Source organism: Jannaschia sp. L-14R, from assembly GCF_056857695.1.
The window spans coordinates 383,939-404,077 of record NZ_JBSXNP010000011.1; the positions used below are offsets into that span (position 1 = coordinate 383,939).

Sequence of the window (20,139 nt, forward strand, 5' to 3'; positions counted from 1 at the left end):
AAGGTATTATCCAGATCATACCTGATTTTCGCACCGAGCATTGGCTCTTCATCGGCAACGGTGCGGTGCGCCGCGTCCACGGACGGACGGTTGCCGACATGACGGATGAGACATCTGCCACGTCCCCCGCACATGACACCGGCTTGACGGCGAAAGTGGCTGAGGCGCTGGCGCAATTGCACACTCTTGGCGACGCGGGTCGCGCGGCGCGGGACAAGGCGGCCAACAGGACGATGCGCAAGACGTTGGGGGTGCCTGCTTCTGCCCTCGGGGACTTGGCCAGAACGCTGCGCGAGAAGCTGTCGGTGGATCACCGGGTCATCCTTGCAGACGCGCTATGGCAGGACGGCACTTTCGACGCCCGGCTTCTGGCGCTGCGACTTCTGACGCAGGCGCGCATCCGGCCCGACGACGGGGTCTGGGCGCGGCTGACGGAATGGGTGGTGCAATTCGACTGCCGGGCCATTGCCGACGCAGGGGCCGGTGCGATTTCCCGCCGCCTGATGGCGGACCCGGCGCGGCTGGATGTGGTCGCGGACTGGATGCAGGCGGCCAACGTCTGGACCCGGCGCACGGCAATTGCAGCGACCGCGCCCTGGGCCAAGATGAATCATCCGTCAGAGGCAGACCTTGCCGCGCGGGAGCGGGTGCTGGGCTGGCTGGCCGGAATGGCCGGAGACGACCGTCCCGTGATCCGGCAGGCGGTGGAAGGGTGGCTGCGGGATCTGGCGAAGCGGGATCCGGCGCGGGTCGCGGCGTTTCTGAGGACTTAGATCGCTTCGCGCGCAGCGACCGCTTCGCAGGACTTTATGGACCCTGACCTTGGTCGCTTGCAGGTCTGCTATGAGGTCGATGTCAAAAGGGCGTCCCTCATGCCCGTGGCCAATGCGGATGATAATCGTCGATCACGATCGGGTGGCTATGCGTAAGCCGACCCGCGAGATGGGGATGATCCGGTGGTAGATCATCATGATTATGCGGAAGCGACGCATCCTGCTGATGTGGCCAAAACAGCATCCCTCCCAATAGCCCAGTGCCTGCCACCAGTGCCAGGACGATAAATCCGACGACGGCCCCGAACGCCGTGATCAGCCACCCTGCCAACGGATAGGTCAGCAGCCAGCAGGCATGCGATAGTGCAAATTGGGCGGCGTAGACCGCAGGTCGATCCTCAGGGTGGGCGGACCTTTTCAGAAGCCGGCCCGAGGGCGTCAGCACAACGGAATAGCCAACGCCGATTGCGAGCCAGCCGATGAGCAGGACACTCCAAACAGGTCCAGCGACGGCGACCCACAAGCCCGATGCCAGCAGCACGACGACCAGACTTAGCGCACCCGCAATCATCACAGGTCGATCTGGCCGACTGTCAAGAAGACGGGGAAGGCCCAGTGCCGCCAGCATGGAGCCGCCACCGAAGGCACCAAGCGCCATGGCAACCTGCGTATCGCCAAGGCCCAGATCGGATTTCACCAAAATGACGGTGTTCACGAGAACCATCGCCCCGGCAGAAGCCGCCGCGAGGTTCAGTGATAGAAGTCCACGCAGCCTTGGCGTTGCCAGATAGATACGCAGCCCGCGCGTGGTTCGGTCATAGATGCCGCGCGGGGCCATGGGTTGCGGACTTGGCAACACCACCGAGACGACCAGCAGAGCGGAGGTGATAAACCCGATGACGGTCCCATAGAACAGCACTTGGTAGCTGACGAAAGCCAGCAGGATCGCGGCCAGTGCCGGACTGATCAGGTTCTCCAGATCGTAGGCCAGCCGCGAGAGCGAAAGGGCCCGGGTGTAGCGGTTCTCTTCCGGCAGAACGTCGGGGATCGTGGCCTGAAACGTCGGTATGAAAGCCGCCGAGGCGGATTGAAGCATGAAGATCAGGATGTAGACCTGCCAGATTTCGGTCACGAACGGCAGGCTCAGCGCGACGACGGCACGTATCAGATCAAGACTTACCAGCATAGCGCGTCGGGGCCAGCGGTTTGCAAAGGCCCCAGCAATGGGCGCGATGCCGACGTAGGCGATCATCTTGATCGTGAACACCGTGCCCAGAACAAGCGCCGCGCGGTCGCCCGCCAGATCGTAGGCCAGCAGCCCGAGTGCTATGGTTGCCATCCCGGTGCCCAACAGCGCGACGATCTGTGCCAGGAACAGGTGTCGATAGGTGCGGTCTGCAAGGATGGAAAACATCGCATGAGCCTTGATGGCAAGAGTGACCAGTCAGACGTAACTCTCTATTTGCTCTGAGGAAAGCTGCCATTCGCTGCGCCTCAGAAAGTTGCTAATTGGGTCAAAGAGCTCATCAGATATTCGTGCGACGTGGTTCATCCCCCACGCCCACCTTGCCCCCGACGTCCCCCGCGCCGAACACGCCCCGGACCAATCACCGGGGGCCGCCATGCCGCGACTCGTCATGAGATTCGACGGCACCTCCGTCGCCAACCTCGACCGCATCCGGCGCGTGACGGCGGGCGCCGCGACCGGGTCAGACCTGAACCCCGACTTCCCGTCAGCCGGTCTGACGCACCCGCGCGTCGCGCGGCATTCGGAACGTGAAAACCGTTATCCGGTCGTCGGATGAGGCGTCCAGCGTTCCATCATGCCCCTTGGCAATCTCGGAGGCGATGAACAGGCCCAGTCCCAGACCTTCCCGGCTGGGCCGGTCCACACCGCGCTCATAGGGCATGAACAGCGTTTCGATCTGTTCGCCCGCGATGGGCGTGCCTGAATTGGCGACCGACAGGACGAAGTCGTCGTCCTGGATGACCGCTCTGACAACGATCGGTTGGTTCGAGGTCCCGTGGGTGACCGCATTGGATACCAGGTTCGAGAAAAGCTGCGCGATACGCGCACTGTCGCAATACACGGTGCCGGGGATGTCGATCTCTATGTCCATGATCCGTTCCGGGGCGGTGGCCTGAAACTCCGACAGGATCTGACGGAGTGCCGCCTCCAGTGTCGTCTCCGGATTATGCTCGATGATGATCGCGCCGCCGTCCCGACTGCGGGCCTGGTCCAGCAGGTTCTCGATCAGCAGAGACATGCGTTGCACGGACCCCTTCATCAAACCGATGAGCTGACTTGACCTGGGGTTGGGTTTGTCCCTTTCGAGCAGTCGGAAACCGGCAGACAAGGCACTGATCGGGTTGCGCAGGTCGTGGGCCAGGATCGCGATGAACTTCTCCTGCACGTCGGTCAGGTTGCGTTCGCGCTTCAGATCGTCGCGATTCTGCGCCAGGACCGCCTCGGTATCGAGGCTTTCGCCGATCAGACGCGCAAACAGCCGGAACATCGAGACGACGGCATCCCGTTTCAGGCTGCGTGGTTCGGGGTCGATGGCACAGATGGTCCCGAAGAACGAACCGTCGGCCCTGTAGATCGGAAGCGAGATGTAGCTGCGAAACTGATACCGGACGGGGCAATGATGATCGCGATAGACCGGATCGCCCTCCACATCGTCGATGACGATTTCCTGATCGAACTGGCGAACTTCGTGGCAGAGCGTCGTCTCGACCGGCAATTCGTCGCCCGGAGTCAGTCCGAAGGAAATGTTGTCCACTGCCTGACAGGTGACCCAGCGGGATTCTGTTACGCGGGCGACGGCGGCAAAACCCATGCCCGTGGCCAGAAGAGCCGTCTCCAGCAGAGTCGGGACAATCTTGTTTATGCCTATGGATTCGATGTCTTCTGAAAAATCTTCTGATACATTCACTGGTGTTGCCCTGATGCCAATTCGCGCCCGAATAACGAGCAACGTAATGCAGTTATCACAAGTCGTCACCCCGGCGCGCCCTGATTCGACGGCGACTTATTGCGGACGATTAGGGATCGGGTTCGTATTTATCCCGACGCCGCGACGACTTGCCCCCGACGCCCCCCTCGCCTAACAGGCCCCGGACCAATCACCGGGGGCCGCCATGCCGCGACTCGTCATGAAATTCGGCGGGACCTCCGTCGCCAATCTCGACCGCATCCGCCGCGTGGCCAAGCGCGTGGGCGTCGAGGTGGCCAAGGGCTACGAGGTGATCGTGGTGGTGTCGGCCATGTCGGGCAAGACGAACGAACTGGTGGGCTGGGTGAACGAGACCTCGCCGCTTTTTGATGCGCGCGAATACGATGCGGTGGTGTCGTCGGGCGAGAACGTGACGGCCGGGTTGCTGGCGCTGATCCTGCAGGAAAACGGCGTCGATGCGCGGTCGTGGCAAGGGTGGCAGGTGCCGGTGAAGACCTCCTCGGCGCATTCCACGGCGCGGATCATGGATATTCCGACTGCCAATTTCGATGCCAAGTTCGCCGAGGGCATGAAGGTCGCCGTGGTCGCGGGGTTCCAGGGCGTATCGGCGGAAGGCCGGATCACGACTCTGGGGCGCGGAGGCAGCGACACGACGGCTGTGGCCTTCGCGGCGGCCCATCAGGCGGAGCGCTGCGATATCTATACCGACGTCGACGGCGTCTATACGACCGACCCGCGGATCACGTCGAAGGCCCGCAAGCTGGACCGGATCGCCTTCGAGGAGATGCTGGAACTGGCATCCCTGGGGGCCAAGGTGTTGCAGACGCGGTCGGTCGAACTGGCGATGCGTTACAAGGTGCGCCTGCGGGTGCTGTCGAGTTTCGAAGATATGGGCGATGATGCGGGCACGCTGGTCTGCGCCGAGGAGGACATCATGGAAAGCAACGTGGTCGCCGGAGTCGCCTTTGTGCGCGACGAGGCCAAGATGACGCTGATCTCGGTCGCGGACAGGCCCGGCGTGTCGGCGGCGATCTTCGGACCGCTGGCCGAGGCGGGCGTGAACGTCGACATGATCGTTCAGAACATCGCCGAAGACGGGCGGACCGACATGACCTTCAGCCTGCCGGTCGATCAGGTCGCGCGGGCCGAAAAGGCGGTGCGGGAGGCGATGGCGCGCGAGGAGATCAATTTCCATGATCTGATCGCGGACACTGATGTCAGCAAGGTCTCGGTCGTCGGCATCGGTATGCGCAGCCACGCGGGCGTTGCGGCCAGGATGTTCGGCGCACTCTCGGCGGAGGGCATCAACATCAAGGTCATCACCACCTCCGAGATCAAGATCAGCGTTCTTATCGACCGCAAATACATGGAGCTGGCCGTCCAGGCGCTTCATGACGTGTTCGGACTGGAGAAAGCGTAGCCGCACATCGCGCTTACGCGGCATTCTGAGACCGACCGCAAGTGCATGACACCGTACGTTCAGACGCTACAGGAGGTGTCAGGGCCGAGAAAAACCGGGGTCTGGCGCGTGCCTGTCTGTTGGGCAATGTCGTGATCCCGTTACACTGTAGGGCCATTGGGGCGACGTCGCCCCTCCCCTTTCGGCATCCGCTCGCGTAGGGTCGGTCGCAACAGGCAAGCCGGGGCAAGAAATGTCAGCGCCAAAAGACAGTGACAGCCGCAAACTTCTGCGGCGGCTTCAGGCCGTCATGGCAGAAGCAGCTGCGGGGCAGGAACGGCTCGACCGGATCGTGACGCTTGTCGCCTCGTCGATGGCGACCGAGGTCTGTTCCATTTATCTTCATCGCGACGACCAGACGCTGGAATTATGCGCGACGCGGGGGTTGAACCCCGACGCTGTCCACGTCACCCGGATGCGCGTGGGCGAAGGTCTGGTCGGAAGCGTCGCCCGCAGACGGGCACCGATCAATACCGCCGATGCTCCATCCACCAAGGGTTTCCGATACATGCCGGAAACGGGCGAGGAGGTATATTCCAGCTTTCTCGGCGTGCCGTTACAGCGTCTGGGCGAACGGCTGGGGGTTCTGGTGGTGCAGTCCAAGGACGCGCGGGAGTTTTCCGACGACGAAGTCTATGCGTTGGAGGTCGTGGCGATGGTTCTGGCCGAAATGACCGAACTGGGCGCGTTTACCGGCGAGGGCGAGGCCCTGAAGCCGCGGCACCGTCAGCAGGTGCTGTTTCGCGGTGTCACCGGGCAGGAAGGCGCCACCGAGGGTGTCGTGCATCTGCACGATCCGCGTGTCGTGATTTCCAATCCGGTCAGCGATGACCCCGAGGGCGAAAAGGTTCGCCTGAATGAAGCCGTCGACAAGCTGCGGCTGTCGGTCGACCGGATGCTGACGCAGGCCTCGGGCGACCGCGAACAGGAGGAGGTGATCGAAGCCTTTCGCATGTTCGCCTATTCCCGGTCCTGGCTGCGCCGCATGGAAGAAGACATCAACGCCGGCCTGACCGCCGAGGCCGCCGTTGAAAAGGAACAGACCGTCGCCCGCGCGCGCATGGCGCGGGCCGATCCGTATCTGCGCGACCGGCTGGCGGATCTGGACGACCTGTCGAACCGGCTGTTGCGGATGCTGACGGGACAGGGGCGCGACCGGGGCACGCTGCCCGACAACGCTGTGCTTGTGGCGCGCAACATCGGGCCGGGCGAGTTGCTGGAATACGGGCGCACGCTGCGCGGTGTGGTGCTGGAGGACGGATCGGTCGGCAGTCATGCCGCTGTCGTGGCCCGTGCATGGGCCATACCGCTGGTCATCCAGGCGCGGGGCATCGTCACCGAGGCGCTGTCGGGCGACAGAATCCTGGTCGACGGGGATCAGGGTATCGTACATCTGCGGCCCGACAACATGGTGCGGTCAGCCTTCGGCGAGAAGCTGGCGATGGCCGAACGGGCGCAGCAGCGCTATGCTTCGATCCGCGATACCGACTGCGTGACGGAAGACGGTCACCGGATCGAGTTGATGATGAACGCCGGGCTTATGGCGGATCTTCCGTCCCTGCCCACATCGGGGGCGCAGGGCGTGGGCCTGTTCCGCACCGAGCTTCAGTTCCTGACCCGCAACAAGGTGCCCAAACGCGGTGAGTTGGCGACGCTGTATTCGGGTGTGATGGATGCGGCGGGCGACAAGCCGGTGGTGTTCCGCACGCTGGATATCGGCTCGGACAAGGTGCTGCCCTACATGAAGGCCACCGAGGAGCCGAATCCGGCACTGGGCTGGCGCGCGATCCGTGTCGGACTGGACAAGAAGGGCGTGATGCGGATGCAGTTGCAGGCGCTGTTGCGCGCCGCCAACGGTCGTCCCTTACGGGTCATGTTCCCATTCGTCGCACAAATGGAAGAGTTTCTCGAGGCGCGGGCGCATCTTTTGAACGAAGTTCATCGCGAGAAATCGCTGGGTCACGCTTTACCCGAAAGCCTGAGCGTCGGCTCGATGCTGGAAACGCCGTCGATGGCCTTCGCTCCGCGCAAGTTTTTCGAGGAGGCGGATTTCATCTCGATCGGTGGCAATGACCTGAAGCAATTCTTCTTCGCCGCCGACCGCGAGAACGAGCGGGTGCGCCGTCGCTATGACACGCTCAATGTCAGCTATCTGTCCCTGCTGGACAAGATCGTGAGCCGCTGCGCCGAAACGAAGACCCCGGTGTCGTTCTGCGGCGAGGATGCCGGTCGCCCGGTCGAGGCGCTGTGCTTTGCAGCGATGGGTCTGCGGTGCCTGTCGATGCGGCCCGCCTCCATCGGCCCGGTCAAGAACATGTTGCTGAAGGCCGATCTGGGTGAAGTGCGCCGGGTCATAGAAACAGCGCGCGAGGCGGGGGATCAGACCGTCCGGCCCGCAGTGATGGACTATCTGCGCGCGCGGTGATGTGGCCGGTGTGACGTGGCCGGTGATGGGGATCTGGTCGCCGTTGCCTAGCGCCCGACCTCCTGCTGCAACCGCAGCTTCGCCACGCCCTCGTGCCGGTCGGCTTCCTTCTGGTCGGCCAAGCTGCCGCGGACATAGTTCAAATGTGCCTCGATCGCCTGTTTCGCAGCCTCGGGATCGCGCGCCTGCAAGGCCAAGTTGATCGTCCGGTGCTGATCCAGCAGGGTGTCGCGCGTCGTGCGTTGCCGGAACATGACGGAGCGATTGTAGAACACGCCTTCGCGCAGCAGGTCCATCATGGAGCGCATCATGTGCAGCATGATGACGTTGTGCGACGCCTCGACAATGGCCATGTGAAAATCAGCGTCCAGTGCCGCCTCGTCGGTCGGGTCGCGCTTGTCGTGGGCGGCTTCCATCTTGCGAAAGATCGTGTCGACCAGCGCCAGATCGGTATCGCTGCCATGTGTGGCGGCGCGGGCGGCGGCCAACCCCTCCATGTCACGACGAAAGGCAATATAGTCGAAGAGCGCGTCTTCGTGGCTGGCGAACAGGCGGGTCAGCGCGGGCGAGAAGGCGTTGCCCAGAACATCGGCGACATAGATCCCGGCCCCGGCGCGGGTTGCCAGCAATCCACGGTCCTGCAACTCCGCCACTGCCTCACGCAGGGAGGGGCGCGACACGCCCATCCTGTCCGACAGCTCGCGCTCCGGCGGCAGACGATCACCCGGACGCAGGATGCCCCGCAGGATCAACTGTTCGATCTGCCGGGTCACGGCAGAGGCCAGCTTTTCGGACGTGATCTTCTGGAATGGCACGGGGACGCTCCGGGAATTGGTCAGAAGATATGACCACGCAGAAGGAACGCAACCGGAAACTGCGTTCCCTGCCCGGTTGCCGGGAATGGCGGAGCGGAGGGCGGCAAAAGTTATTCCAGCATTGAAGCATTACAGAAACTACGGTTCCCCCAATGCAACAGGCCCCCGGCGATGAACCGGAGGCCTGCGACTGATTGATCGGATCGGATCAGCGGGTGGGTGTGATGATGACCTCGACCCGGCGGTTCTGACGACGTCCTTCGGCAGTATTGTTGGACGCGACGGGCTGCGATTCGCCCCGACCGATCGGGATCACACGATTGCCCGGCACACCCTGCTGCAGCAGGATATTGGTGACGGCGCGGGCACGACGTTCCGAAAGATCCTGGTTGTAGGCGGCAGAACCCTGGCTGTCGGTATGGCCGATGACCTGTACGCGGGTGTTCGGATACTGGTTCAGGTTGCGACCCAGGGCACGAATGTCAGCCTGAAGGTCAGCCCGCAGCGCGGCGCTGTCGGTGTCGAACAGGATATCCTGAGGCAGAGTCACGATGAGTTCGTTGCCGGTGTTGGTGATCAGGATGCGATCATCGCCCAACTGGCGGCGCAAATCGGCGGCCTGACGGTCCAAGTTGGCACCGATTGCCCCACCGGCGAGTCCACCGACCGCGGCGCCGATCAGGATTTCGTCACGGCGGCTGCCTTCGCCGGTGATGGCACCGGCTGCGGCACCGATACCGGCACCGATCAGGGCACCGTTGCGGGTGCGGTTCGGTTCGCCCGTCGTGACATCCACACATCCCGCGAGGGTCAGCGTGCCGCCAAGGGCAATTACGAGGGGGGTCTTGAATAGGGTCATGTCCGTCTTTCCGGTTTTTCGGTTATGCCGTGGCACAACGCACGATTGCGATAACCCGTTCCATCGTCACGGTCGGATTCTGACCTGGTGCGCGGGCGTCCGCCGCAGCAGGTGCGCGCGGATCGCCAGATAGGCAATAACAGTCGTCGGTCATCCGGTCGCGTCCAGTCGTGCACCCTCCCATGCCAGCATGGCGCGCTTGACCGGCAGACCCCAGTGATACCCGCCAAGTCCACCGGATTTGCGCAGCGCCCGGTGACAGGGAATCAGCCAGCTGACCGGATTTCTGCCGACAGCCGTCCCTACGGCGCGCACCGCCCTGGGGTTGCCGACCGCATTCGCGATCTCGCCATACGTGGTGACGTGGCCCGAGGGGATGCGCATCAACGCCTCCCACACCTTGATCTGGAACGGCGCGCCGATCAGGTGCAGATGCGCCTCGCCGCGCAAATCCGTCAGGGCCTGCGCCTGTGGGGCCAGCGCTGCGGCGTCTTCCACGAAGGTCGCGGCGTGCCAGCGGCTGGACATGTCGGCGTATGCTCCGTCGCGCCCGGTCTCGGACGAGAAGGCCAGCCCGCAGATGCCCCGGTCGGTCGCCATCACCAGCATCTCGCCGAAAGGTCCGTCGAACCAGCCGTGGCGAATCGTCAGACCCGCGCCACCGCGCGCATATTCGCCGGGCGACATCGCTTCCCAGCGCAGAAACAGATCATGCAGGCGTCCGGTGCCCGACAGGCCGGTGCTCAGGGCCGTATCCAGCAGGGTGAACCGCTCCGATAAAAGCACCTTGGCATGGCCCAGCGTCAGATATTGCCGGAACCGCTTCGGGCTGACCCCGGCCCAGGCGCTGAAGACCCGCTGGAAATGCGCGGGGCTGAGATTCATCTGGCGGGCCAGATCGTCCAGCGACTGCGGCGAATCGGCCTGCGCGTCGATCAGGTCGATGGCACGCCGCATCAATGCGTAGTGATAGCGACTGTCGGTGTCAGGTCGGGTGTGGGGCGCAAGATCGGTCATGAGGCTGTCTCCTGATCCGCAACCTACGCCCGGCGCGCCCGTCCCGCGACCCGGAACCTGCGGAAACCTTGCCCCCTGCGCCCGCGCTTGCCATACCCCGCCCGATGGCCAAACAGCTTCCCTACCCCGCAATGCGCGAGATCTTCGCCCGCTTCCAGACCGCCGAGGCGGAACCGAAGGGCGAATTGGAGCATGTGAATGCCTTTACCCTTGTCGTCGCGGTGGCCCTGTCGGCGCAGGCGACGGACGCCGGCGTCAACAAGGCCACACGTGGATTGTTCGCAGTGGCCGATACGCCGCAGAAGATGCTGGCACTGGGACTGGACGGCGTGACCGAACATATCAAGACCATCGGGTTATTCAGACAGAAGGCAAAAAACATCATCAAGCTGAGCCAGATGATCGTCGACGATTACGGCGGCGAAGTCCCATCGTCGCGCGCCGCCCTGACCCGCCTGCCGGGCGTCGGTCGCAAGACGGCAAACGTCGTGCTGAACATGTGGTTCGGTCATCCGGCGCAGGCCGTCGACACCCATATATTCCGCGTCGGCAACCGCAGCGGCATTGCACCGGGCAAGGACGTCGATGCCGTCGAACGTGCCATCGAGGATAACGTGCCTGCCGAATATCAGCACCACGCGCACCATTGGCTGATCCTGCATGGGCGTTACATCTGCGTGGCGCGAAAACCGAAATGCGGTGCTTGCCTGATCCGGGATCTGTGCCAGTTCGAGGACAAGACCGAACCGGCCTGACGCATCACTTCATTCAAATATCTCAACCGTGCGGCGGCAGAACGCCCGCCCGGACGCTATCATCAAGGACGCCTCCATGAACCAGACCTACGACGTCATCGGCATCGGCAACGCCATCGTCGACGTGATCTCGCCCGCGCCGGACACATTCCTCGACCAGATGGGCATCGAAAAGGGCATCATGCAGCTGATCGAGCGGGAGCGTGCGGAACTTCTCTATGCCTCCATGTCCGAACGGGTCGAAGCGCCCGGCGGATCGGTCGCCAATACGCTGGCCGGAATCGGTGCGCTGGGCCTGTCGACGGCGTTCATCGGCAAGGTGAAAGACGACGCGCTGGGGCGGTTTTACGCGCAGACGATGGAAGCGTCCGGCACGGCCTTTCCGTATCCGCCGCAGGCCGTGGACCTGCCAACGTCGCGGTCGATGATCTTCGTCTCGCCCGACGGGGAGAGGTCGATGAACACCTATCTGGGGGCGGGTGCCGATATCTCGTCGTCGGAAGTGCCCGACATGTTCGACGGCGGAGGGCTGCTCTTCCTTGAAGGTTACCTGTTCGACAAGCCCGAGGGAAAAACCGCCTTCGCCGAGGCCGCCGCCAAAATGAAAGCCGCAGGCGGGCGATCCGCCATCACCCTCAGCGACCCGTTCTGTGCCGACCGCCACCGCGACGATTTCCTGCGCCTGATCGCCGACGGTATGGACATCGCCATCGGCAACGCCGCCGAATGGACGACGCTGTATGAAACCGACGATCTGGACCGCGCCATCGGCAAGGCGGCCGAGGTTTGTGATGTCGTCGTCTGCACGCGCAGCGGAGAAGACGTCTGGGTCCGGTCGGGCGATACCCGCTTGACCGCGCCCGTCACGCCGACGCAGGTCGTCGACGCCACCGGCGCGGGCGATCAGTTCGCCGCCGGTTTCCTGTATGGCGTGGCATCGGGCCGCGACCTGGAAACGGCGGCGCGCATGGGCGTGGTCTGCGCGCATGAAGTCATCGGCCACTTCGGTCCCCGCCCGCAGGAAAATGTGGCCGCGTTATTCGCCGCACATGGGCTGACCTGACGATCTGCGATCCGGCGGGGCTGGCACAGGGCCGCCCCGTCGCCTAGCGTGACGATATATCTGGCGGAAGGAACGGCCATGCACATTCTCATCACAGGCGCGTCCGGCATGATCGGTCGCAAATTGACGGCAGCCCTGGTGGCGAAAGGCAGCTTGCAGGACCAGCCGATCACCGGACTGACCCTGGTGGATATCACGGCTCCGGTGCTGCCCGACGGGGTGCCCGGCGCGGCCCTGGCCGCCGACCTGTCGGACGCCGCCGCCGCCCCCGCCCTGATCGACGCGCGACCGGACGTGATCTTCCACCTGGCCGCTATCGTCTCGGGCGAGGCGGAAGCCGATCTGCACAAGGGATACGCCGTCAACCTGCACGGCACGCTGGCGCTTTGCGACGCAATCACCCGGCAGGAGGATTATCGCCCGCGCTTTGTTTTCGCGTCGTCCATCGCGGTTTTCGGGGCACCTCTGCCCGATGTCATCCCCGACGATCAGCCGACCTTGCCACTGACCAGTTACGGCACGCAGAAGGCGATGGGAGAGATGCTGATCTCCGACCTGTCCCGGCGCGGCGCGCTGGACGGGATCGCCCTGCGCCTGCCGACGATCTGCATCCGGCCGGGCAAGCCGAACGCGGCTGCCTCGGGCTTCTATTCCTCGATCCTGCGGGAGCCTCTGGTGGGCGATCCGGCGGTTCTGCCGGTGCCCGATACAACACGACACTGGTTTGCCTCACCCCGCGCCGCCGTGGGGTTTCTAATCCATGCCGCCGAGATGGATCTGACGCCGCTTGGGCAGAACCGCGCCCTGTCGCTGCCCGGCGTCGATGCCACAGTGGGCGATGAGATCGCGGCGCTGGAGCGGATCGCGGGACCGAAAGCCGTCGCGCTGATCCGGCGCGAACCGGACGCGACGATCGCAAAGATCGTGGCGGGCTGGCCGCAGGCCTTCGACCCGGCCCGTGCCCGCGCCCTGGGGTTCGAGGCCGAGCCGGACATGGATGCCATCATCCGCGCACATATCGAGGACGAACTGGACGGGCGCATCCCGGTCGCCGACTGACCGGCACCGCAGCAGGCCAGAGACGCCTCCGCCTGAGGCTCGGGGCTTGCCAACCTGCGACCCGTCCCTCGACTGTGCCAGCGTAACGCGGTGGGTTCGTCGATCAGCGCGGCCCTACCAATGCGGCGGGCGCTGATCGGCCAGCGGGATGGAAGCCCCGCCTGAGGCCTCCGCAGTGGCGGCGCGTTCCATAAGGCGCAACACGCGGCGTTGCAGGGTCGTGATCTCGTCGGCCTGACGCGCGACGACATCGGACAGGTCCTCGACCTGCCGGGTCAGATGAGCGATGCGTTCTTCGAGGTCTTGCATGAAGGTGTCCTCAGGTTGCGCGCGCAGGGCGCTGGACGTATGCACGCGGGCGATTGACGGGATCGGAAGCGACATGGCCAAAAAAGACAAGATCCGCCGCCCCCGGGCCGAAACGCCCAAGGGGTTCCGCGACTATTTCGGCGCTGAAGTGACCGAACGCAAGGCCATGCTGGACAAGATCGCCGAGGTCTACCACCTCTATGGGTTCGAGGCTCTGGAAAGCGCCGCCGTCGAAACCGTCGAGAGCCTGGGCAAGTTCCTGCCCGACGTCGACCGCCCGAACGCAGGCGTCTTCGCGTGGCAGGAAGCGGGCGAGGATGACGGCGACTGGATGGCCCTGCGCTATGACCTGACCGCCCCGCTTGCCCGCGTCTATGCCCAGCATCGCAACGATCTGCCGACGCCCTACCGCCGCTATGCGATGGGCCCCGTCTGGCGCAACGAGAAGCCGGGACCGGGGCGGTTTCGGCAGTTCTACCAGTGTGATGCGGATACGGTGGGCACGGCGAGCGTGGCGGCGGATGCGGAGATCTGCGCGATGCTGGCGGATACGCTGGAGGCCGTTGGGATCGAGCGCGGGGACTACGTGATCCGGGTGAACAACCGGAAGGTGCTGAATGGGGTCATGGAGGTTGCCGGGCTGGCCGGGGACGACAAGGAGGCCGAACGCGGCATCGTGCTTCGAGCCATCGACAAGCTGGACCGGCTGGGATCGGCAGGCGTGCGCGCGCTTTTGGGCGAAGGGCGGAAGGATGAGAGCGGGGACTTTACAGACGGAGCAGGGCTGTCGGACTACCAAACCAGCATCGTCATGGGCTTCGTCGATGCTCGGAAAACGATAGAAAGCCGCATTGCGTTCGAAAACGCGAACCCTGACCAGAAATCAATTGGCTATGCCGATCTGCCGAGCGCGATATTGGGGAGTGATGATCCTTACGCTATCGAGGCCGCTGAGCATTTAGAGGGATGGAACAGGCAGGTTATCAATCACCTTGGCGGACTGGTTGAAGAATCTCCGGTTGGGCAAGAAGGCGTCGCTGAACTCAAGCAGATTGCCGCTCTCCTCGGCGCCCAAGGCTACGGCCCCGACCGGATCGTCATCGACCCCTCCGTCGTGCGCGGGCTCGGCTACTACACCGGCCCGGTCTACGAGGCCGAACTGACCTTCGAGATCAAGGACGAGAAGGGCCGCCCACGGCAATTCGGCTCCGTTGCCGGCGGCGGGCGCTACGACGATCTGGTCACGCGCTTCACCGGACAGGCCGTGCCCGCCACCGGCGTTTCCATCGGCGTCGACCGTTTGCTGGCCGCCCTGACCGCCAAGGGGCGCATCGACAGAACGCCGCAGGGCCCGGTCATCGTGACCGTGATGGACCGCGACCGGATGGCCGATTACCAGTCGATCTGCGCCACGCTGCGGCAGGCGGGCATCCGGGCGGAGGTCTACCTGGGCAACCCGAAGAACTTCGGCAACCAGTTGAAATACGCCGACAAACGCGGCTCCCCGGCGGCCATCATCCAGGGCACGGACGAGGCCGCGCGCGGTGTCGTGCAGGTCAAGGACCTGATCCTCGGCGCGAAACTGGCGCAGGACGCGACGGTCGAGGAATGGAAGGAAAACCCCTCCCAGACCGAAGTGAAACTGGCCGACCTCGTGCCATTCATCCAGTCGCTTCTGGCATGATCCGCACCGCCGACCGCCAACGGGCCGCGGCCCTTCTGCAAGGTTTCCTCGACGCGGGCGCGACCCTTGTCGAGACCGAAATCCTGCAACCGGCGGGCACCCTGCTGGATCTGTATGGCGAAGATATCCGCGCCCGCGCCTTCACCACCCATGACCCGCTGACGGGCGAGGCGATGCTGCGCCCGGACTTCACGGTGCCCGTCGTTCAGGCGCACATGAACAACGGGGCGGACGTCGCACGGTACTGTTATGCGGGCGAAGTCTTCCGGCGTCAGGAGGTCGACGAGGGTCGCCCGCGCGAATACCTGCAAGTCGGGTTCGAAGTCTTCGACGGCACCGATCCCGCCGCCGCCGATGCGGAGGTCTTCGACCTGATCGCCACGGCCCTCGCCCCTTGGTCGACCCATCCGGTGACCGGCGATCTGGGCATCCTGACCGCCGCCGTCGATGGTTTGACCACGTCCGAGCCGCGTCGTGCCGCGCTGCGCCGTCACATCTGGCGGCCCAGCCGCTTCCGCCGCTTGATGGACCGGTTCACCGGCAAGGCCGCGGTGCCCGCCACGCGCACCGCCTTGCTGGCACAGGTTGCCGGGACCTCGGTCGAAGCGCTGATCGACGCGGCAGGCCCCGCCGTCGGATTGCGCAGCGCGGACGAGATCGCGGCACGTGTCAGGGCACTGACGGAAGACGCCGCCCTGCCGCCGGTTTCGCACACCGAGGCCGAAGTGATCGGCATGCTTCTTGCGTTGGATTGCCCGATGGCGCAGGCGATCTCGCCGTTGCGGGATATGGCCGTCGACCTGCCCAGCCTGATCCCGGCCATCGACCGGCTGGAAGCGCGGGCCGCAGCGTTGGCCCGTCGGGGTCACACGCCCGACACCCTGCCGTTCGCACCCGCACGGGGCCGCACGGCGATGGAATATTATGACGGGTTCACCTTCACGTTTACCGCGCCGGGCCGTCTCGATCTGGCGCCCCTGGCGACCGGCGGACGCTACGATGCGCTGACATCCGTTCTGGGCCGCGGACGCGGCGTACCCGCCGTCGGTGGCGTGATCCGCCCCGGCCTGCTGGGAGATCTTGCATGATCCGGCTTGGCGTGCCGTCCAAGGGGCGGTTGATGGAAAAGACCTTCGACTGGTTCGGGAAGCACGGCCTGACCCTGTCGCGCACCGGGTCCGACCGCGAATACGCGGGCCGGGTGGACGGTGCCGATATCGCGCTGGTCCTGCTTTCGGCGGGCGAAGTGCCGCGCGAACTGGCCGAGGGACGCCTTCATCTGGGCGTCACCGGCAGCGATCTGGTGCGCGAAAAACTGACCCGCTGGAACAGCAAGGTCGAGACCCTTGCCAGGATGGACTTCGGTCACGCCGATCTGATCCTTGCCGTGCCGAAGGTCTGGATCGACGTGGACACGCTGGACGATCTGGACGCCGCCGCGGCGCAATTCCGGGCGCGGCACGGGCACCGCCTGCGGATCGCGACGAAATATCACCGGCAGGTGCGCGAATTCCTTCAGGATAACGGCGTGGCTGACTATCAACTTGTTGACAGTCAGGGCGCAACCGAAGGCACCGTCCTGAACCATACCGCCGAGATGATCGCCGATATCACCTCGACCGGCGAGACCCTGCGCGCGAACCATCTGAAGGTGCTGTCCGACGGCATGATCCATGCCAGTCAGGCGACCTTGTTCCGGTCGCGGACGGCGAAGTGGACCAAATCGCAGAAGACGGACCTGGACGATCTGCGCTTGCGGTTGGGCGTCTAAAGCCCCGAAACCATGGGCGCTCGTGCAAGAATCATCAGATTGTTCGCGGGCATTTCGACAAGTTCGACGGACAGGTCGAGTGCGGTCAGAACGGATTGGATCGCCTCGATCTCCTTGTAGCCGATGGCCGCGTCCTGCGCCCGCAAGCTGGCATCGAACGCACGGTCGCCGTCGCTGGTCGTCTGGCCGCCCCGCAGAAACGGTCCATAGATCGACAGCAGACCATCCGGGGCAAGGATCCGCCGCACCTCGTCCAGCAGAATCGATAGTTCGCCATCTGAAATCAGGTGCAGCAGGTTGACGATCAACACCATATCCATTGCCGCTTCGATCGCCCATCCGGGTTGGCAGGCATCCAGATCGCCCGCTTGCGCGACATTTGGCAAACCCGTGCAATAGGCATCGATGGACACCCGGCGCACCGGGTCGGGATCGCTGGGATGGAACGACAGATCGGGCCGGTGCGCCGCCAGCGCGGCGATATGCTGGCCGGTGCCGGACGCGATTTCCAGCACATCGCCCTGACGCGGCAGACGGGGAAGCAGGACGCCCAGAATGGCCTCGCGGTTGCGGGCGGCGGCAGCGGCGGTCAGCCGTCCATCCTTGTCGGGCAGCGGCGCATCCGGCAATTGAAGGCGGCGCATCATCGAAGCCGCCCCGGATCAAGCGCCGCAACCGTCGCCGTATCGAGTTCGGACGCGCGCCCCGCAATCAGGTCGGCCAGCAGACGTGCGGCGGCAGGGGCCGTCTGGAACCCATAGCCGCCCTGCCCGGCGCACCACCAGAACCCCTCGACCTCGGATGCGCCAAGCGCCAGACAGCGATCCGGTGTGAACGTCCGCAGACCGGCCCAGGTCGAGATCGGGCGCGTCACCTCGGGCGTCACCGCCGCCTGATAGCGGGCCATGCCTTCCGCCAGGGTCATGTCGTCGGCGAAGGCATCCCCCGGGTCGGACGGCGCTTCCTCTGCCGGGGATACGATCAGCGCGCCCGCATCGGGCTTTGCGTACCATGTCTCGCCTGCTCCCATCAGCATCGGCCAGCGGGCGACGTCGTGACCGCCGGGTGCCCTGATCCGCGCCATCGATCGGCGCAGGGGCGTCAGGCCCAGCGGGCGCACCCCGGCCAGGGCGGCAATCCTGTCGGCCCAGGGTCCGGCGGCGTTCACGATCTGCCGCGCGGTCACTTCATTCGGTCCGGCCTGCACGCGCCAGCCGCCCGCAATGCCTGTGATCGCGGTCACCCGCCGCCCGGCCCGCGCTTGCCCGACAGCCCTCAGTCCGGTCTGGATCATCGCGTCCGTATCGAGATCGAAGGCCTCGACATGCAGCGCGGCGCGTGTGACCTCCGGCGACAGGATCGGGACCATCGCGCGAGCCTCGTCCAGCGACAGCGGTTCCATCGCCATATGCGTCAGGTCATGATCGAAGGTGTCTTCCTGTCCCGCCACAGCCAGCAGCATCAACCCGCGCGGCGTCATCCAGCCATTCGCTGCGTGATCCGCCCGCGAGGCCCGGTTCAGCGCGACGACCGGCGGCAGGCCATAGCTCTCCTCGAACAGGGCGGCGGACCGGCCGGACGCGTGATAGCCGAAGACGTCCTCCGCCTCCCACAAGGCGACAGAGCCATGCTCAGCCAGCGCCGCGCCGACAGATGCCCCGGCGATGCCCCCGCCGATAATCAGAAAATCCCATTCCACGGGCGGAACACTGTCACATCAGGGCAGACTCCCTCAAGCGGCACGACAGGAACGCCCTGTTTTTCACACCGATCAGTCTGCCCCTTGCGTCAGTCCAGGTGCACGACGATCTCGGACCGGACGGAGTTGGCGATGAAACAGGCCGCATGCGCCGCGTCGTGCAACGCGCGCAATGCCGCCGCGTCCGGGCTATCGCCCACCCAATCCGTCACCGGATGCAGATCGACCTTCGCGACCCAGAACGCACCCTCGCCGGTTCGTCCCATCGTGCCGGTCGCCGCATCTGCGTAGCGGTCGACAGTGAACCCGCCGCGCCGCGCCAGGTCCAGAAACCACAGCATGTGACACGACGACAGGGCAGCGACGAATGCCTCCTCGGGATCGACGGCACTGGCATCGGACATCGGCACCGGCACGACATGTGGCGAGGAGGAGGCCGCGATTACCGCGCCGCCGTCGAACGTCCAGTGGTGCCGCCGGGCATAGGCGTTATCCGCGAAATCGGCCCCGTCGCGAGCCCATTCGATGGTAGCAACGTGGACAGATGCCACGCCCTAGACCTCTTCCAGCCGATCGGTCGCGGGGGCGGGCGTCGGTGTCAACGCGGTCAGCCGTGCCATCAGATCGGGGTCCAGCGTCACGTCCGACGCGGCCAATGACGGGGCCAGCTGTTGGGCGTTGCGCGCGCTGATGATCGGCGCGGTGACCGCCGGGTGCGACGCGACCCATGCGACGGCCAGTGTCGCAGGGTGCAGACCGACCTCGGACGCCAGTTCCGACAGCCCGCGCGCCGCGGCATGCATCCAGTCCGGTGCATAGCGCGCGGCGTAGCGGTCGTCTTCCGTCAGCCGTCCCGTGCCGCCCTGCGCGTATTTGCCGGACAGCAGCCCCCCGCCCAGCGGAGAGTAGGGCGCGACCGCAATACCCTGATCGGCGGCCATCGGCAGGATCTCGACCTCCGCCTGTCGCTTGACCAGGGAATACATCGGCTGGATCATGTCGATGCGGGTGTCGAAGGTCGCGGCCACACCCTGTGCCTTGACCACCTGCCAGGCGGCGAAGTTGCTGACGGCGATATGGCGGATCGTGCCGTTCGATTGCAGACCGGCCAGCGTCTCGAAGCTTTCCTCCAGCGGCGTATCACCGTCCCAGCGGTGCAGATACAGGATGTCGATCACGTCCATCTTCATCCGTTTGCGGCTGGTCTCCAGACTGTCGAGAATGTTCCTGCGTCCTGCGCCCTCACCATAGGCCGCCTTGGTCGCGATGATCAGACTCTCGCGCTCGGCCGCCGCAAACTCCCCCAGCAGGGTCTCGGATGCGCCGTCGGTATAGACATGGGCGGTGTCGAAGAATGTCACCCCCGCCGCGCGACAGGCGTCGAACATTGCCCGGCTGTCTGCTGCGTCGGCCTTGCCGCCGAACTGCATCGTGCCGAAACAAAGGGGCGAAAGGGCGGTGCCGTTCAGGCTTGTGATTTCAGTCATGGATTGA

At 64.8% G+C, this 20,139-nt stretch carries 19 protein-coding genes; 9 read left to right on the forward strand and 10 right to left on the reverse strand.

Going from position 1 to position 20,139, the window contains the following annotated elements; translation table 11 throughout:
* Positions 1-98 precede the first annotated feature (98 nt).
* A complete protein-coding gene (locus tag AC13C2_RS14685; protein ID WP_482887272.1) occupies positions 99-773 on the forward strand; it encodes a DNA alkylation repair protein in 675 nt (224 codons plus the stop codon).
* Positions 774-870: 97 nt separating this feature from the next.
* Here AC13C2_RS14685 and AC13C2_RS14690 read toward each other — a convergent pair whose 3' ends face one another.
* Both AC13C2_RS14690 and AC13C2_RS14695 read right to left on the reverse strand, forming a co-directional pair.
* A complete protein-coding gene (locus tag AC13C2_RS14690; protein ID WP_482887273.1) occupies positions 871-2,187 on the reverse strand; it encodes an MFS transporter in 1,317 nt (438 codons plus the stop codon).
* Positions 2,188-2,506: 319 nt separating this feature from the next.
* A complete protein-coding gene (locus AC13C2_RS14695) occupies positions 2,507-3,709 on the reverse strand; it encodes a GAF domain-containing sensor histidine kinase (protein WP_482887274.1) in 1,203 nt (400 codons plus the stop codon).
* Between the two features lie 205 nt (positions 3,710-3,914).
* Here AC13C2_RS14695 and AC13C2_RS14700 point away from each other — a divergent pair, with 205 nt between their 5' ends.
* The gene (locus AC13C2_RS14700) at positions 3,915-5,150 is read left to right on the forward strand and encodes an aspartate kinase (RefSeq protein WP_339641061.1); all 1,236 of its coding nucleotides are present in this window, start codon (positions 3,915-3,917) and stop codon (positions 5,148-5,150) included.
* A 232-nt stretch (positions 5,151-5,382) separates the two neighbouring features.
* Positions 5,383-7,614 carry a phosphoenolpyruvate--protein phosphotransferase gene (gene ptsP / locus AC13C2_RS14705; RefSeq protein WP_482887275.1) on the forward strand — a complete coding sequence of 744 codons (2,232 nt, stop codon included), beginning with the start codon at positions 5,383-5,385 and terminating at the stop codon, positions 7,612-7,614.
* A gap of 47 nt (positions 7,615-7,661) precedes the next feature.
* On the opposite strand, the gene AC13C2_RS14710 is transcribed toward ptsP, so the two are convergent.
* From AC13C2_RS14710 to AC13C2_RS14720, 3 genes are all read right to left on the reverse strand, one after another.
* Positions 7,662-8,429, reverse strand: a complete 768-nt coding sequence (locus AC13C2_RS14710; RefSeq protein WP_092759896.1) for a FadR/GntR family transcriptional regulator — start codon at positions 8,427-8,429, stop codon at positions 7,662-7,664.
* Between the two features lie 208 nt (positions 8,430-8,637).
* Complete coding sequence (locus AC13C2_RS14715) at positions 8,638-9,288, reverse strand: YiaD family glycine zipper/OmpA-like lipoprotein (RefSeq protein ID WP_092759894.1); 651 nt, start codon at positions 9,286-9,288, stop codon at positions 8,638-8,640.
* A gap of 150 nt (positions 9,289-9,438) precedes the next feature.
* Complete coding sequence (locus AC13C2_RS14720) at positions 9,439-10,305, reverse strand: methylated-DNA--[protein]-cysteine S-methyltransferase (protein ID WP_482887276.1); 867 nt, start codon at positions 10,303-10,305, stop codon at positions 9,439-9,441.
* 104 nt (positions 10,306-10,409) lie between these two features.
* Here AC13C2_RS14720 and nth point away from each other — a divergent pair, with 104 nt between their 5' ends.
* From nth to denD, 3 genes are all read left to right on the forward strand, one after another.
* The gene (nth, locus tag AC13C2_RS14725; protein ID WP_092761175.1) at positions 10,410-11,060 is read left to right on the forward strand and encodes an endonuclease III; all 651 of its coding nucleotides are present in this window, start codon (positions 10,410-10,412) and stop codon (positions 11,058-11,060) included.
* A gap of 76 nt (positions 11,061-11,136) precedes the next feature.
* Positions 11,137-12,123: an adenosine kinase gene (locus tag AC13C2_RS14730; RefSeq protein WP_092759890.1), complete on the forward strand. Its 987-nt coding sequence runs from the start codon at positions 11,137-11,139 to the stop codon at positions 12,121-12,123.
* A 78-nt stretch (positions 12,124-12,201) separates the two neighbouring features.
* On the forward strand, positions 12,202-13,182 hold the full coding sequence (gene denD, locus AC13C2_RS14735; RefSeq protein ID WP_092759888.1) for a D-erythronate dehydrogenase: 981 nt from the start codon (positions 12,202-12,204) through the stop codon (positions 13,180-13,182).
* 114 nt (positions 13,183-13,296) lie between these two features.
* Here denD and AC13C2_RS14740 read toward each other — a convergent pair whose 3' ends face one another.
* Positions 13,297-13,491, reverse strand: coding sequence for a SlyX family protein (locus AC13C2_RS14740; protein WP_482887277.1), 195 nt, complete (start codon positions 13,489-13,491; stop codon positions 13,297-13,299).
* Between the two features lie 73 nt (positions 13,492-13,564).
* On the opposite strand from AC13C2_RS14740, the gene hisS reads away from it, so the two are divergent.
* The 3 genes from hisS to hisG are packed head-to-tail and all read left to right on the forward strand — an operon-like array spanning position 13,565 to position 16,946.
* Positions 13,565-15,175 carry a histidine--tRNA ligase gene (gene hisS, locus AC13C2_RS14745; protein ID WP_482887278.1) on the forward strand — a complete coding sequence of 537 codons (1,611 nt, stop codon included), beginning with the start codon at positions 13,565-13,567 and terminating at the stop codon, positions 15,173-15,175.
* The gene (locus AC13C2_RS14750; protein WP_482887279.1) at positions 15,172-16,263 is read left to right on the forward strand and encodes an ATP phosphoribosyltransferase regulatory subunit; all 1,092 of its coding nucleotides are present in this window, start codon (positions 15,172-15,174) and stop codon (positions 16,261-16,263) included. Before hisS ends, AC13C2_RS14750 begins: the two co-directional genes overlap by 4 nt.
* The gene (gene hisG / locus AC13C2_RS14755) at positions 16,260-16,946 is read left to right on the forward strand and encodes an ATP phosphoribosyltransferase (protein WP_092759882.1); all 687 of its coding nucleotides are present in this window, start codon (positions 16,260-16,262) and stop codon (positions 16,944-16,946) included. The genes AC13C2_RS14750 and hisG overlap by 4 nt, the downstream gene beginning before the upstream one ends.
* On the opposite strand, the gene AC13C2_RS14760 is transcribed toward hisG, so the two are convergent.
* The 4 genes from AC13C2_RS14760 to AC13C2_RS14775 all read right to left on the reverse strand — a co-directional run bounded on the left by AC13C2_RS14760 (position 16,943) and on the right by AC13C2_RS14775 (position 20,132).
* Positions 16,943-17,593, reverse strand: a complete 651-nt coding sequence (locus tag AC13C2_RS14760; RefSeq protein ID WP_482887280.1) for a DUF938 domain-containing protein — start codon at positions 17,591-17,593, stop codon at positions 16,943-16,945. The genes hisG and AC13C2_RS14760 overlap by 4 nt on opposite strands.
* A complete protein-coding gene (locus tag AC13C2_RS14765) occupies positions 17,590-18,645 on the reverse strand; it encodes an NAD(P)/FAD-dependent oxidoreductase (protein WP_482887281.1) in 1,056 nt (351 codons plus the stop codon). The genes AC13C2_RS14760 and AC13C2_RS14765 overlap by 4 nt, the downstream gene beginning before the upstream one ends.
* 89 nt (positions 18,646-18,734) lie before the next feature.
* A complete protein-coding gene (locus tag AC13C2_RS14770; protein ID WP_482887282.1) occupies positions 18,735-19,196 on the reverse strand; it encodes an OsmC family protein in 462 nt (153 codons plus the stop codon).
* A gap of 3 nt (positions 19,197-19,199) precedes the next feature.
* Positions 19,200-20,132, reverse strand: coding sequence for an aldo/keto reductase (locus AC13C2_RS14775; RefSeq protein WP_482887283.1), 933 nt, complete (start codon positions 20,130-20,132; stop codon positions 19,200-19,202).
* Positions 20,133-20,139: the final 7 nt, after the last annotated feature.

Excerpts from the sequence above, each read along its gene's own strand:
- AC13C2_RS14685 (WP_482887272.1), top strand. The coding sequence starts at position 99 with ATGACGGATGAGACATCTGCCACGTCCCCCGCACATGACACCGGCTTG.
- AC13C2_RS14690 (WP_482887273.1), bottom strand. The coding sequence starts at position 2,187 with ATGTTTTCCATCCTTGCAGACCGCACCTATCGACACCTGTTCCTGGCA.
- AC13C2_RS14700 (WP_339641061.1), top strand. The coding sequence starts at position 3,915 with ATGCCGCGACTCGTCATGAAATTCGGCGGGACCTCCGTCGCCAATCTC.
- ptsP (WP_482887275.1), top strand. The coding sequence starts at position 5,383 with ATGTCAGCGCCAAAAGACAGTGACAGCCGCAAACTTCTGCGGCGGCTT.
- AC13C2_RS14715 (WP_092759894.1), bottom strand. The coding sequence starts at position 9,288 with ATGACCCTATTCAAGACCCCCCTCGTAATTGCCCTTGGCGGCACGCTG.
- AC13C2_RS14720 (WP_482887276.1), bottom strand. The coding sequence starts at position 10,305 with ATGACCGATCTTGCGCCCCACACCCGACCTGACACCGACAGTCGCTAT.
- nth (WP_092761175.1), top strand. The coding sequence starts at position 10,410 with ATGGCCAAACAGCTTCCCTACCCCGCAATGCGCGAGATCTTCGCCCGC.
- AC13C2_RS14730 (WP_092759890.1), top strand. The coding sequence starts at position 11,137 with ATGAACCAGACCTACGACGTCATCGGCATCGGCAACGCCATCGTCGAC.
- denD (WP_092759888.1), top strand. The coding sequence starts at position 12,202 with ATGCACATTCTCATCACAGGCGCGTCCGGCATGATCGGTCGCAAATTG.
- AC13C2_RS14740 (WP_482887277.1), bottom strand. The coding sequence starts at position 13,491 with ATGCAAGACCTCGAAGAACGCATCGCTCATCTGACCCGGCAGGTCGAG.
- hisS (WP_482887278.1), top strand. The coding sequence starts at position 13,565 with ATGGCCAAAAAAGACAAGATCCGCCGCCCCCGGGCCGAAACGCCCAAG.
- AC13C2_RS14750 (WP_482887279.1), top strand. The coding sequence starts at position 15,172 with ATGATCCGCACCGCCGACCGCCAACGGGCCGCGGCCCTTCTGCAAGGT.
- hisG (WP_092759882.1), top strand. The coding sequence starts at position 16,260 with ATGATCCGGCTTGGCGTGCCGTCCAAGGGGCGGTTGATGGAAAAGACC.
- AC13C2_RS14760 (WP_482887280.1), bottom strand. The coding sequence starts at position 17,593 with ATGATGCGCCGCCTTCAATTGCCGGATGCGCCGCTGCCCGACAAGGAT.
- AC13C2_RS14775 (WP_482887283.1), bottom strand. The coding sequence starts at position 20,132 with ATGACTGAAATCACAAGCCTGAACGGCACCGCCCTTTCGCCCCTTTGT.